The sequence below is a fragment of the Virgibacillus carmonensis genome (genome assembly GCF_057836705.1).
Genome location: NZ_JBYQFJ010000002.1, coordinates 231,278 through 243,896, shown reverse-complemented (window position 1 = coordinate 243,896; position 12,619 = coordinate 231,278). Strand labels below are relative to the sequence as shown.

Here is a 12,619-nt window from a genome sequence, read left to right as displayed (position 1 = left end):
GTACGAATATGAAGGTAGCGTTGTTAAGTAGGTGGCACGTACATGCGGATGATTATGCCCGCGCGGTACATGAAAATGATCAGTTAACGGTTGAACTTGTTTGGGATGAAGATAGTGAACGCGGAAAAAAATGGGCCGATGAACTGGGTGTTCCATTTGAAAAAGAATTAGAAGTGGTTTTGTCTGATCCGGAAATAGACGCTGTTATCGTGAGTACCCCGACAAATTTGCATAAAGAAATTATTTTGGCAGCAGCAGCGCATAAGAAGCATGTTTTTACGGAAAAAGTGTTGGCTTTTACTGCCGAGGAATGTGATAACATCTATGATGCTGCTGCAGAGCACGATGTTGAATTAATGGTATCGTTACCGCGATTAACAGAAAAAGAGTTTTTGTATGCAGAAAAAGCTTTAGATGAAGGCTGGCTCGGAACGTTAACGATGATTCGTTGCCGACTTGCACATAATGGTGCTGTGGTACCAGAAGGGGAAACACAAGGATGGTTACCGGCACGTTTCTTTGATAAAGAGCAGACCGGTGGTGGATCGTTAATTGATCTAGGCGCACATCCGATTTATTTGACTAACCGCTTAGCTGGCCAGGCTGAGGCTGTTTATTCTCGCCTACAACAAGGCGCTGGAAAAAAGGTAGATGATAGTGCAGCAGTTATCGTGGAGTATGCATCTGGTGCCCTTGGTATAATCGAGACAAGCTTCGTGTCGAATGGAAGTCCGTTTCAGTTGGAACTATACGGAACGGAAGGGACATTGCTTTGTACAGATGGAACAGTTCAGCTGAAAAGCATTCACCATGGTGACGGAAATTGGTTTACTTTAGAGGAACAATTGTCGTCTGTACCATTGCCATTAGAGCAATGGGTAGCTAAAATCAGCAATGGCATAGAGCCATCTATCACAAAAAAAGACGTTATTAATTTAACCAAAATAAATGATGCAGCCGCTTTGTCACATTTAGAAGGGCGCCGCGTTATTCTGAAAAATAATCTTATCAGTCATGGAATCTTAAGTAGAGGAGAATGACGTATGGGAAACATTGGATTACAGTTATATTCTGTACGCGTGGCGGCGGAAAAGGATTTTTTGGGAACTGTGCGTAAGGTCGCTGATATGGGATATGATGCTGTACAGTTTGCTGGCTTTTTTGAAACGCCCGCAAATCAAGTGAAAAACGTGTTGGAGGAGAAGGGAATTCGTGTGGCGGGTAGCCATACGGCTCTTGATCTATTAAAAGGTGATAAGCTTAAAGAAGTGATTCTATATAACCATGAAATTGATAACGATTTAATCATCTGTCCGTATTTGCCGGAAGAAAAACGAAATACAGGTGACAGCTATAAACGGACTGCCGAGGAACTAAATGCCATCGGTCATATTTGTAAAGAAAATGGAATGGCATTTGGGTACCACAACCATAATTTTGAGTTCAAAAATTTTGACGAAACCACAGGATTTGATCTGCTTTTTGGAAATACAGATCCTGATCTTGTTAAAATGGAATTGGATTGCTTTTGGGCTATTCATGCTGGCTATAATGCGAAAACTATTATTGAAAAGTATGGAGAACGCATTGTTTCGTTGCACATGAAAGATATGACAGAAGTAAGTGGACAAAAGAAAAGCATTGAAATTGGTAAGGGAATGCTTGATATGAAAGACCTACTATCCGTAGCAAAAAATCAGCACATTGACTGGCTTGTTGTGGAACAAGAAGATTTTGATCAGGATCCAATGACTAGCGCAAAAACTAATCGAGATAATTTAATCGATCTTTTAAAATAAAAAACACACGAGGTGAAGTGGAATGAACGTTACAATATGGAATGAGAACCGTCATGAACAGAAAAATCCAAAGGTTACAGAAATTTACCCAACTGGAATTCATGGGGCAATAGCGGACTTTTTACAGGAAGAAGGATTTAATACACAGACTGCAACATTAGATGAAGCAGAACATGGACTGACCGAAGAAGTGTTGGATAAGACGGATGTTCTTGTTTGGTGGGGACATTTGGCACATGAGGAAGTTACCGAGGAGGTTGCCGAAAAGGTAAAGCAGCGCGTACTCGACGGAATGGGTTTAGTAGTATTGCACTCAGCTCATTTTTCCAAGGTATTTAAAAAACTTATGGGCACTGGTTGTGATTTGAAATGGCGCGAGGCGGATGAGAAAGAACGTCTCTGGGTTGTTGATCCGAGTCATCCGATTACAGAAGGTCTTGGCCAATATATCGAGCTAGAAAAAGAAGAAATGTATGGGGAGCATTTTGATATTCCGGCACCCGATCAGTTAGTTTTTGTTAGTTGGTTTGAAGGTGGTGAGGTGTTCCGCAGTGGAGCAACGTTTACGCGTGGAAGAGGGAAGATATTTTATTTTAGACCAGGTCATGAAACATATCCTACCTATCACAATAAGGAAATTCAACAGGTAATCAAAAATGGCGTAAAATGGGCAAAGAATACAAATACACCTAAACATGAATACGGAAATGCGAAACCGTTAGAGGTAATAAAAAATTAGTGATTTTACATGAAAGAAAGGATTCTACTATGACGAAATTAAGAATGGGAATCATTGGTGCAGGCGGTATTGCACAGGATCGGCATCTACCTGCTTACCTGAAATTGCAGGATAAAGTGGAAATCACTGCGGTACAGGATTTGAATATCGAACGCGCTCAGGAAGTAGCGGATAAGTTTGGCATTCCGCTTGTTTTTCAAGATTACACAGAATTGTTTGAAACGGTGGATGCAGTAACAATTTGTACACCAAATAAATTTCACCCAGAAATTGCGATTCGTGCATTAGAAGCAGGCGTGCATGTTTTGTGTGAAAAACCTATGGCAATCACGACAAAAGAGTGCGAGGAAATGATTGTTGCTTCTAAGAAAACAAATACACGTTTATCGATTGCCTACCATTATCGCCATACAAAGGAAGCGCGCGTTGCTAAGCAAGCAATTTTGAATAACGAAATTGGTGATCCGTTGGTTACGCGCGTGCAGGCAATGAGACAACGGAAGGTTCCAGGTTGGGGTGTCTTCACCAATAAAGATTTGCAAGGTGGGGGCAGTTTAATAGATTGGGGCTGCCATTTTCTTGATTTAGCCATTTGGCTGCTAGGGGATCCAAAGCCTGCCTGGGTAATGGGAACGACGTACAATCGATTAAGTAAAACACCAAATCAGTTGAACGAATGGGGTGCTTTTGACCATGAAACATTCAATGTAGATGACCATGTGACGGCGTATATTACCTTTGAAAATGGTGTTTCCTTAATGCTTGAGTGTTCATGGGCAGCGAATATCAAAGAGGATGTTACAAGTCTTAGTATTTCTGGTGCAGATGGTGGATTGAACGTATATCCGTTTGAACTTTATCAAGCCAAATATGGAACTTTCTTTAGTGGTGAGGCAAAGTTCGCGCAGGCTGAAAATAATGCCGGGCTTTTGCAGGCTGAAAATTTTGTTTCCAGTTGTTTAGGAGAAGCGGAACTAATCGTGAAGCCAGAGCAGGCCTTACAAGTAACAAGAATAATGGAAGCAATTTATAAGAGTAGTGAAACAGGAGAAAGTGTAAGGCTGGGATAACGATATAAAAATTTAGGATGAAGGTGATACATATGAAATTAGGCGTATTTTGCGTGTTATTTTCAGAGAAGTCCTTTGAAGAGATGCTTGATCATGTAAAGGATTCTGGCTTGCAGGCAGTTGAAATCGGAACAGGTGGTCATCCTGGAAATGCACATTGTAATGTAGATGAATTATTGGAGAGTGCAGAAAAGCGTGCGGACTATTTGGAGAAGGTTCACACGCGTGGGTTAACGATTAGTGCATTTAGTTGTCATGGAAATCCGATTTCTCCGGATAAACAGATTGCGGATGAATCACATGAAGCTTTTGTCAAGACAGTCAAATTGGCTGAATTAATGGATGTACCAGTTGTTAATACATTTTCTGGAACACCTGGCGACCACGAGGAGGCAAAATATCCAAATTGGCCAGTAACCCCGTGGCCAAGCGAGTACTCGGATATTTTGAAGTGGCAATGGGAAGAAAAACTGATTCCATATTGGAAAGAGCAAGGACAGTTTGCAAAAGATCATGGGGTTAAGGTTGGATTGGAACTTCATGCCGGGTTCCTGGTTCACACACCATATACCATGCTGAAATTGAGAGAAGCAACGTGTGATGCAATTGGTGCGAACCTTGATCCAAGCCATTTATGGTGGCAAGGTATTGATCCAGTAGCTGCAATTAAAATTTTAGGTAAGGAAAATGCAATCCATCATTTCCATGCAAAAGATACGTATATTGATCAGGAAAATGTTAACATGTACGGTCTGACGGATATGCAGCCATATGGTAATGTTCAATCGCGTGCATGGAGTTTTCGTTCGGTAGGATATGGTCATGGAGTTCAGGAGTGGTCGAATATTATTAGTGCGCTGCGAACATATGGTTACGATTATGTTGTCAGTATCGAACATGAAGATCCGATTATGTCCATTGACGAAGGCTTCAGCAAGGCAGTTGCAAACTTAAAAAGTGTTAATATAGCAGAAAAGCCCGCCGATATGTGGTGGGCATAAATGGAGAGCCCGAGCAGAGATGCTTGGGCTCTTACCTATTATTCGACAAGTGACAGTTATAGTAAGATTCCTGCTGTTTGCAGGTCGTTGCAGGCAGCGTCAATCTTTTCTTTTGAATCGGCTTCCAAGGTGTGCATGTGAACACCTTCTGTCAGGATTGAGAGATAGGCAGCTTTTGTGTCTTGAATTCTATTAATAAATTGCTCTACTTCATGCCGGTTACTGACCATGAGCGAAGCGGTCAAATCACCGTATACTGGATGCTCAACAGTGACATCTTTTACGGTAACACCGTGGTCTACGATAATAGTCAACTCTTTTTGCGTTTGGATTGGACTGTGCTTACAGGCTACAATAAGCTGGTGTGCTGCATCATGGGTAGGCTTTTTAATATACATATAGCCTTGGCTTGTAGCAATAATTGGTTTATTCTTCGCTTTTAAAATTGATACATCCTGCACAATCACCTGTCTGCTGACATTCGTTGTCTTTGCGAATTCACTTCCAGTAATAGGTGATTGTGCTTCTTTTAAGCTTCTTACTATTAGCTCTTGCCTCTTGGTGGATGTGAACTTTTCCGAATTACTCATTTGTACCTCGCCTTCCTTAGTTAAGATAGAGTTTTTCAATGATTTTTTTAAAGGTATCAGCCGTTATATCAATATCTTGCACCGTAGTATGTTTACCAAACGACAACCGAATAAACTGGTTTGCCTCGGCATTTGATCGTCCCAATGCTTTCATTGTTCGTGATGGCTTTTGACTTCCAGCTTGGCATGCACTGCCTGTAGAAATGGCAATACCGTAACGATTGCATTCCAACATGACGTACTGTCCTTGAATTCCATCGATTCGTAGCCCAAGAATATGTGGTGAAAAATCAGAAGGATGTCCTTCGATATGGACGTTGACTGGTAACTGGTTTAGTTTGGTGATTAACGCTTCTCGCAGCCCATTCACCCTTTTGTGTTCCTCTATTCTATCATCACATACAGCTTTTGCGGAAGTAACAAAGGCTGCAATTCCAGGGACGTTAACTGTTCCTGGCCGTAATCCTTTTTCGTGTGTTGTGTTTGGCACTTGTGCATTCCATCTCAGTCGAGGATTGATGTAAACAGCGCCAACGCCTTTTGGACCATATATTTTATGGCTTGCAATCGATAGACTATCAATTTTGGCAGTATGCAAGTTGATTGGAGCTTTTCCAAACGTTTGAACGGCATCACAATGAAATAAAATTTGATGCTTATGGAGTAGGTTTCCAATGGATTTTATTGGTTGAAGCGTGCCGATTTCTCCGTTCCCGTGATGGATGGACGCCAGAATAGTTGTTTGGCGAATGACACTTTTAACATCCTCTATGCGAATCTGTCCGTGCTCATCCAATGGTAAATAGGTAACATCAAATCCGACTTTTTCCATTTGGTTAAAAAAATTATAGACTGAAGAATGCTCAGCGACAGTTGTGATAAGGTGGTTCCCCTTTTCTTTGTGTGCATCTATGAGTGAAGTCAATGCCAGAATAGTTGAGTCAGATCCGCCACTCGTGAAAAAAATTCCTTCTGAAGAGCAATCTAACAGTTCTGCTAGTTCTTCGCGGCAGGTTTCTAGTAACTGTGAGGCGCTTGACCCGAAATCATGCATACTAGTGGGATTTCCAAAAAAGGACCTGGAAACCTGGTTGAAAATATCTAAGGATTCCTCAGAAATAGGGGTTGTAGCGGCATAATCTAAATAAATCATAGAAACACTCCTCATTAAAAAATAAAAAACTCTTGTCAATAGTGTAATCTTGTGTAAATATAGGTGTCAAGACATATAAATATACACATAACGAATGAGGCGATAAAACATGGCTTTTGATGACGTTATTATAATTGGAAGCGGAATTGCAGCGTTAGCAGCAGCCGAAAGGTTAGCAATGGATAGAGATGTGATTATATTCACAAAGTCTACTAAAACAGTTAGTAATTCTTATCATGCACAGGGTGGAATTGCGGCGGCCGTTCATCCTGATGATCACTGGGAAGATCACTTTCAAGACACGATGGTTGCTGGATGTCAGCATAGTGATTTAGTAAATCTTCAAATGCTCATTCAAAATGGTCCCCCTCATCTATATGAATTAGCTGAAAAGGGATTGAAATTTGATCTGAATGATGATGGCGAATGGAATTTAGGTAGAGAAGGTGGTCATTTAAAAAGAAGGATTCTACATGCTGGTGGGGACGTAACTGGAAAAGCACTGATGACATTTATGCTTCAGCAAATAAAGCATAAGGTTACGATCATTGAAGATACAATGGCAGTTGATTTGATTGTCCAGGATCAGCGGTGCACGGGGGTAACGACAAAGAATACTTCTGGGGAAATTGTTAATTATTTTGCAGGTTCAACTATTCTCGCTACTGGTGGTTGTGGGGATCTATATGCTTATACATCAAACGATTCAACCGTGACTGGGGACGGAATTGCGATGGCATATCGTGCAGGTGCTAAGTTAACAGATATGGAATTCGTCCAGTTTCATCCAACCTTACTTTTTGATGGCAAAAAGACGCTAGGACTTGTTTCAGAGGCAGTAAGAGGGGAAGGTGCCTTTTTAGTAAATAGTGATGGGCGGTTAATTATGGAAGGCGTTCATAACCTGAAGGATTTAGCGCCAAGAGATATAGTTGCACGAGCAATTTTCAATGAACTTGATGCGGGAAAAAGCGTTTTCCTTAATATAACTAATGTGAAAAATTTTTCTTACCGGTTTCCAAGTATATTTAAACTGTGTATGGAAAGTGGGATTGATTTGAATGGAAACCTTTTACCTGTCACGCCCGGTGCTCATTTTATGATGGGCGGGGTCAAGGCAACCCATACTGGACAAACATCGGTCGATGGCTTCTATGCAGTTGGGGAAGTTGCATGTACTGGTGTTCATGGGGCAAACAGGGTCGCAAGTAACTCTTTGTTAGAGGGTATTGTATTTGGAAACATGACTGCAGACGCCATATTATCCAAAAAGTATAAAGAGAATGGGCAAAATCCCTATTCTGTAAAAAATAGATTAATAGATGTAATTCTTCCAACAAAAGAAATGATAAAAAGAAGAATGACGCGTGATGTTGGCATAGTACGAAATGAACAAGGGTTAAAAAGAATGATGGATTGGATTGCCCAATTTAATTTTTCACCATGTGAGTTGGGTAGTTTATCAGTAGAAAGAATTGAGATTGTAAATATGCTAACGACTGCTGAACTTATTACAACCGCTGCATTGGAACGAATGGAAAGTAGAGGGGCTCACTATCGGTCAGACTATCCTACTTCAAGTGGTATAGAAACAAGGCAGGAAGTAATGCACCAGAAAGAAATTAAGCTGAGCGAGGAGGTTGGAAGATGAACCAATTAAAATTACGTTCGCTTCTGCAATCCTTCTTAGTAGAAGATATTGGAGACCGTGATCTCACAAGTAGTGCAATTTTCCCACCCGATGAACTTGGAAGAGGCGTATTTCTTGCAAAGGCAGATGGCATTATTTCCGGATTGCAACTTATTCACGAGGCGTATCAACTGTTAGATAGTAGCGTTACAATCGAATGTTTTTACCGGGACGGGGATCTAGTCAAAAGCGGCGATACCATTGCTGAAGTACATGGTCGAATCGTCTCAATACTTGGTGGAGAACGAGTAATCCTAAACCTTGTCCAGCGAATGAGTGGCATTGCTAGCATGACAAGGCAATCTGTGATAGCGCTAAATGATGCTGCTATTAACATTTGTGATACACGAAAAACAACCCCGGGCCTACGTATGCTAGAAAAGTATGCAGTCGTGACAGGCGGTGGCAAAAACCATCGTTTCGGACTTTATGATGGCGTCATGATAAAGGATAATCATATCTCGTTTTGCGGATCGATAACGAAGGCGGTCGCAGCCGTTCGTCAAAATTGTGGCCATATGGTTAAGGTTGAGGTCGAAACGGAATCAAAGAAAGAGGTTCTAGAGGCAGTTCGAGCTGGAGCGGATGTAATTATGTTTGATAACCGGAAACCAAGTGAAGTACGGGAATTTGCAACCCTTGTTCCAAAGCATATCATGACAGAGGCGTCTGGTGGGATAACGCTTGCAAATATAGCTGGATATGCGGACACTGGAGTTGATTTTATATCACTAGGTTTTCTCACACATTCCGTAACATCATTAGATATTAGCTTGTTAGTTCGATAGGAGGAAAAACATGAGTTTATTAGATATGATTCAGAATAGCGGTGGACAGATGCTTCCAGATCATTATAAGTCATTATCGGTTGAAAAGATGGAGACGCGTGTTTGGGAGATAAAGAAAAAACTAGGGAGTAAAGTGTTTATCCCTGGTCACCATTATCAAAAGGATGAAGTCATTCAATTCGCAGATGTTACAGGTGACTCCTTGCAACTAGCACAAGTTTCGGCCACTAATTCTATGGCTGAATATATCGTGTTTTGTGGTGTTCATTTTATGGCAGAAACAGCGGATATTTTAACGGGTGATGAACAGAAAGTGATCCTGCCAGATATGCGTGCAGGATGCTCGATGGCTGACATGGCAAACATTAATCAAACAGAACGTGGCTGGACAGAAATGCAGCAGACCTTTGGTGATACGATTATTCCGTTAACCTATGTGAATTCTACTGCAGCTATCAAAAGCTTTGTAGGAAAAAATGGTGGGGCAACGGTGACATCTTCAAATGCTAAGAAAATGCTGGAATGGGCATTTACACAAAAAGAACGTATTTTGTTTTTACCCGATCAGCATTTAGGCCGTAATACTGCTTATGATCTTGGGATTCCATTGGATCAAATGGCGGTTTGGGATCCAATATTGGAACGCTTTGAGTATGATGGTGATTTAAGTCGGGTTCGAGTTATTTTATGGAAAGGACATTGCTCGGTTCATGAAAACTTTACGGTGGATAATATTGAAGATATTCGGGCCAGGGATCCAGAAGTGTCTATTATTGTACATCCAGAGTGTAGGCGTGAAGTGGTTGCGTTATCTGATTATGCAGGATCCACAAAGTATATTATTGATAAGATTAGCAATGCTGAGGTGGGGACAAAATGGGCAGTTGGAACGGAAATGAATCTCGTAAACCGTCTAACGAAGCAGCATGCTAATAAGGAAGTATTTTCATTGAACCCGCAAATGTGCCCATGTTTAACGATGAACCGAATTGATCTGCCCCACCTGTTATGGATAATGGAGACCATTGAGAAAGGGAAAATAAGGAACCAAATTAAAGTAGAAGAAACCATTGCCAAATGGGCAGAAGTAGCACTGGAAAGGATGTTAGAAAGAGTGTAATAATTCACTTCGGGTGGTGCACTGACACCACCTGAAGTTGTTAGCCTAGCCTATAAAGGTTGCCAGTTCATAGTTGAATTTATCCATCTCACAGTAAAAAAGACCATGTCCGCTGTTCATAAAGGGAATGAGCTCTGATCCGTTTATTCCATTGTGCATTGCTTGTGCTAATGTAAAGGGACAGATTTCATCGTGTATTCCATGAAAAATACCGGTTGGAACTCGGATCATGGCCATATCGTGCCATAATTCTTCGTCTCGAAGCGAGACTGCAGTCTTTGCTGTCGCATTGCCAGAAGCTTCAAGAGCTAAGCTTTGGACCCAATCGTTGAAGCTATCCGTTATTGGTTGGTAGAAAAACATTTTCCCGAATTCTTTTATCATTTCAGGCCTATCCGTGTATGTTTGTTCAATTAATTTGTTCACATCATCTTTTGTAAGATCTGTAAGTCCATATGGATGACCAGGGCGTTTGGTGAAAACTGGTGCCGCAGCCGCTAGTAGTGCAAGTTTACATACTTTATAGCTCATATGCCGAGCCATGTATCGTATCGCAATTGCTCCTCCCATCGAGTGTCCTGCAAGCGTGACATTATCTACCCTCAAATTTTCCAGAATAATTCTTATATCATCTGCCAAACGATCGTATGAGTAGCCTGACCAGGGCTTATCCGATTTACCGAACCCACGTAAGTCGATGCCGATGCAACGGTAACCCAATTTTGGGAGTTGATTAAATTGGTATTCAAATATTTTATTGCTTTGTGGCCATCCATGTATAAAAAGTATTGGCTTACCGTCTCTTGGGCCAACATCATTCACATAAATATCAACATTCCGTTCAACTGTAATATAATATACCATGATAAAACCTCCACATTTAACCTTTATTTCTATCGTATGCGGAAGAAATTAGGTAAGTGCCCGACTTTTGCCTAATACCACAAGAATAGGTCAAATTCACCTTAACGTATCATCCATAAAAAGGTACCATTATTAATAGGTAGATCAATCTTGGAGGTGTGAGTGTGACACAAAAAATTGCGGTTGCTTTTTTGCATGGGGCAGGAACACCAGATGTAGATTTTGCGGAAGAAATGATACAGAAAATCAGAGAAGGATTCGCTGGAAAGTTAGGCATTAATGATGCAGATGCGAGCAAGGAAATTGTTTTTGAAGCGGTATTTTGGTCATCGGTTTTTGAGAAGGAAGAAAAGAAACTATTAAAACGCCTGCAAAAAAATACGGATTTAGACTACCTGCTGCTACGTCGCTTTGTTGTGGAATTTTTGGCAGATGCTGTCGCATACCAACCAACAAAGCAAGGGAGCCAAAATTATGATCGTGTGAATGCCTTCTTAGCAGAATCGATTCGAAACTTGAAGCAGAAAGCTGGGCAATACGCACCACTGTGCATTGTGAGCCATAGTTTAGGTTCGGTGGTCGCGAGTAACTATTTCTATGACTTGCAATTTAAACAGGAAAATATTGGACCGAAGACAAGGAAGATTAAGTCTGACACACCCATCGAAAAAGCCCAGACGTTAGCACTATTCTATACAATGGGTAGCCCGCTAGCATTATGGTCGATGCGATATCCTGACTTTGGTATGCCGATTCACGTGCCCTCTCCTGGTTTAGATAAAATTTACGCTCATGTGCAGGGTGAATGGATAAACTTTTATGACAAAGATGATGCATTGTCATTTCCATTAAAAGGATTAAACGATTATTACGAAGCCGCCATAACGAAGGATGTCGAGGTGAATGCTGGTGGATGGATAACTAGCTGGACGCCGCTTTCACATAGTAAATACAACACGGACACGGAGGTCATTGGCCCAATTGTAGAAGGACTAGTCCGAACGTGGAGAGAAGTGAATGGGAAAACTGGTAAAAATACCTAGCACCACCTGGAGTTTTTCAAAAAATAAAGTTGACATCTTTTCTTTTCGTTTATATAATAAGTCGAGTGTAATGGAGATTATCATATCCGTTAAATTACGGGAGAGGTTCTTAGCTATTAACCCTCTATAAAAAACTAAGGACAGATGATGTTATTTCAAAACCATGTGCCCTAGGCCATGGTTTTTTTTACGCTTAAACGAATAGACGAGGAGGTACATATATGAAAGGAAGAAAAGACGCGGACTTAACAGATTTAACGCTTTTAGGCAGTCAGGGAACAACTTATCAATTTGACTACACACCAGAGGTTTTGGAAGCATTTGAGAATAAACACCCAAAAAGAGATTACTTTGTAAAACTTAATTGCCCTGAATTCACAACATTATGTCCAAAAACGGGACAGCCGGATTTTGGTGCAGTTTATATCAGCTATATACCTGATATAAAAATGGTGGAAAGCAAGTCTTTAAAGCTCTATTTGTTTAGTTTCAGAAATCATGGTGATTTTCATGAAGACAGTATGAACATTATCATGAATGATTTAATAGAACTGATGGATCCGCGTTATATTGAAGTATGGGGTAAATTCACACCACGGGGTGGCATTTCCATTGACCCTTATTGTAATTATGGAAAGTCAGGCACTAAGTTTGAGCAAATGGCAGAACACCGAATGTTGAATCATGATCTCTATCCTGAGAAGATAGACAATCGTTAGTTACCACTATTTCTTATGAGGGTTGCTTTGATCCTTCCTGACA

The 12,619-nt window shown here is 40.9% G+C and carries 13 protein-coding genes and 1 riboswitch; of the genes, 10 read left to right on the top strand and 3 right to left on the bottom strand.

Translation table 11 applies throughout. The features are described from left to right. Positions 1-8 precede the first annotated feature (8 nt). Genes AC3G7N_RS02480 through AC3G7N_RS02460 form a run of 5 tightly spaced genes read left to right on the top strand, consistent with a single transcriptional unit; the run spans position 9 to position 4,609 of the window. Positions 9-1,040: a Gfo/Idh/MocA family protein gene (locus AC3G7N_RS02480; protein ID WP_489420553.1), complete on the top strand. Its 1,032-nt coding sequence runs from the start codon at positions 9-11 to the stop codon at positions 1,038-1,040. 3 nt (positions 1,041-1,043) lie between these two features. Continuing rightward, positions 1,044-1,799: a sugar phosphate isomerase/epimerase family protein gene (locus AC3G7N_RS02475; RefSeq protein ID WP_489420552.1), complete on the top strand. Its 756-nt coding sequence runs from the start codon at positions 1,044-1,046 to the stop codon at positions 1,797-1,799. 22 nt (positions 1,800-1,821) lie between these two features. After that, complete coding sequence (locus AC3G7N_RS02470) at positions 1,822-2,538, top strand: ThuA domain-containing protein (protein WP_489420551.1); 717 nt, start codon at positions 1,822-1,824, stop codon at positions 2,536-2,538. A 29-nt stretch (positions 2,539-2,567) separates the two neighbouring features. Then, positions 2,568-3,608 carry a Gfo/Idh/MocA family protein gene (locus AC3G7N_RS02465; RefSeq protein WP_489420550.1) on the top strand — a complete coding sequence of 347 codons (1,041 nt, stop codon included), beginning with the start codon at positions 2,568-2,570 and terminating at the stop codon, positions 3,606-3,608. Positions 3,609-3,640: 32 nt separating this feature from the next. Then, positions 3,641-4,609 (top strand): sugar phosphate isomerase/epimerase family protein, encoded by a 969-nt coding sequence (locus tag AC3G7N_RS02460; protein WP_489420549.1) that lies wholly within the window; start codon positions 3,641-3,643, stop codon positions 4,607-4,609. Positions 4,610-4,665: 56 nt separating this feature from the next. On the opposite strand, the gene AC3G7N_RS02455 is transcribed toward AC3G7N_RS02460, so the two are convergent. After that, positions 4,666-5,199 carry a transcription repressor NadR gene (locus AC3G7N_RS02455; protein ID WP_489420548.1) on the bottom strand — a complete coding sequence of 178 codons (534 nt, stop codon included), beginning with the start codon at positions 5,197-5,199 and terminating at the stop codon, positions 4,666-4,668. Between the two features lie 16 nt (positions 5,200-5,215). After that, positions 5,216-6,352 carry an IscS subfamily cysteine desulfurase gene (locus AC3G7N_RS02450; protein WP_489420547.1) on the bottom strand — a complete coding sequence of 379 codons (1,137 nt, stop codon included), beginning with the start codon at positions 6,350-6,352 and terminating at the stop codon, positions 5,216-5,218. 109 nt (positions 6,353-6,461) lie between these two features. Here AC3G7N_RS02450 and nadB point away from each other — a divergent pair, with 109 nt between their 5' ends. From nadB to nadA, 3 genes are read left to right on the top strand one after another with little or no spacing between them, the layout of a single operon-like run. Then, a complete protein-coding gene (nadB, locus tag AC3G7N_RS02445) occupies positions 6,462-8,003 on the top strand; it encodes an L-aspartate oxidase (protein WP_489420546.1) in 1,542 nt (513 codons plus the stop codon). Next, on the top strand, positions 8,000-8,830 hold the full coding sequence (nadC, locus tag AC3G7N_RS02440) for a carboxylating nicotinate-nucleotide diphosphorylase (RefSeq protein ID WP_489420545.1): 831 nt from the start codon (positions 8,000-8,002) through the stop codon (positions 8,828-8,830). The genes nadB and nadC overlap by 4 nt, the downstream gene beginning before the upstream one ends. Before the next feature lie 10 nt (positions 8,831-8,840). Further along, entirely contained in the window at positions 8,841-9,950 is a 1,110-nt protein-coding gene (gene nadA, locus AC3G7N_RS02435) for a quinolinate synthase NadA (protein WP_489420544.1), read from the top strand. A 45-nt stretch (positions 9,951-9,995) separates the two neighbouring features. Here the strand turns inward: nadA and AC3G7N_RS02430 are convergent, their stop codons facing one another. Then, complete coding sequence (locus AC3G7N_RS02430) at positions 9,996-10,814, bottom strand: alpha/beta fold hydrolase (protein ID WP_489420543.1); 819 nt, start codon at positions 10,812-10,814, stop codon at positions 9,996-9,998. 164 nt (positions 10,815-10,978) lie between these two features. Here AC3G7N_RS02430 and AC3G7N_RS02425 point away from each other — a divergent pair, with 164 nt between their 5' ends. Further along, positions 10,979-11,857: a chemotaxis protein gene (locus AC3G7N_RS02425; protein ID WP_489420542.1), complete on the top strand. Its 879-nt coding sequence runs from the start codon at positions 10,979-10,981 to the stop codon at positions 11,855-11,857. 96 nt (positions 11,858-11,953) lie between these two features. Then, positions 11,954-12,001: riboswitch (PreQ1 riboswitch) on the top strand. Positions 12,002-12,078: 77 nt separating this feature from the next. Continuing rightward, positions 12,079-12,576: a preQ(1) synthase gene (queF, locus tag AC3G7N_RS02420; RefSeq protein ID WP_489420541.1), complete on the top strand. Its 498-nt coding sequence runs from the start codon at positions 12,079-12,081 to the stop codon at positions 12,574-12,576. Positions 12,577-12,619: the final 43 nt, after the last annotated feature.

Bases quoted from the DNA above. Each gene is read 5' to 3' on its own strand.
- AC3G7N_RS02480 (WP_489420553.1), top strand. From the start codon at position 9: ATGAAGGTAGCGTTGTTAAGTAGGTGGCACGTACATGCGGATGATTAT.
- AC3G7N_RS02475 (WP_489420552.1), top strand. From the start codon at position 1,044: ATGGGAAACATTGGATTACAGTTATATTCTGTACGCGTGGCGGCGGAA.
- AC3G7N_RS02470 (WP_489420551.1), top strand. From the start codon at position 1,822: ATGAACGTTACAATATGGAATGAGAACCGTCATGAACAGAAAAATCCA.
- AC3G7N_RS02465 (WP_489420550.1), top strand. From the start codon at position 2,568: ATGACGAAATTAAGAATGGGAATCATTGGTGCAGGCGGTATTGCACAG.
- AC3G7N_RS02460 (WP_489420549.1), top strand. From the start codon at position 3,641: ATGAAATTAGGCGTATTTTGCGTGTTATTTTCAGAGAAGTCCTTTGAA.
- AC3G7N_RS02455 (WP_489420548.1), bottom strand. From the start codon at position 5,199: ATGAGTAATTCGGAAAAGTTCACATCCACCAAGAGGCAAGAGCTAATA.
- AC3G7N_RS02450 (WP_489420547.1), bottom strand. From the start codon at position 6,352: ATGATTTATTTAGATTATGCCGCTACAACCCCTATTTCTGAGGAATCC.
- nadB (WP_489420546.1), top strand. From the start codon at position 6,462: ATGGCTTTTGATGACGTTATTATAATTGGAAGCGGAATTGCAGCGTTA.
- nadC (WP_489420545.1), top strand. From the start codon at position 8,000: ATGAACCAATTAAAATTACGTTCGCTTCTGCAATCCTTCTTAGTAGAA.
- nadA (WP_489420544.1), top strand. From the start codon at position 8,841: ATGAGTTTATTAGATATGATTCAGAATAGCGGTGGACAGATGCTTCCA.
- AC3G7N_RS02430 (WP_489420543.1), bottom strand. From the start codon at position 10,814: ATGGTATATTATATTACAGTTGAACGGAATGTTGATATTTATGTGAAT.
- queF (WP_489420541.1), top strand. From the start codon at position 12,079: ATGAAAGGAAGAAAAGACGCGGACTTAACAGATTTAACGCTTTTAGGC.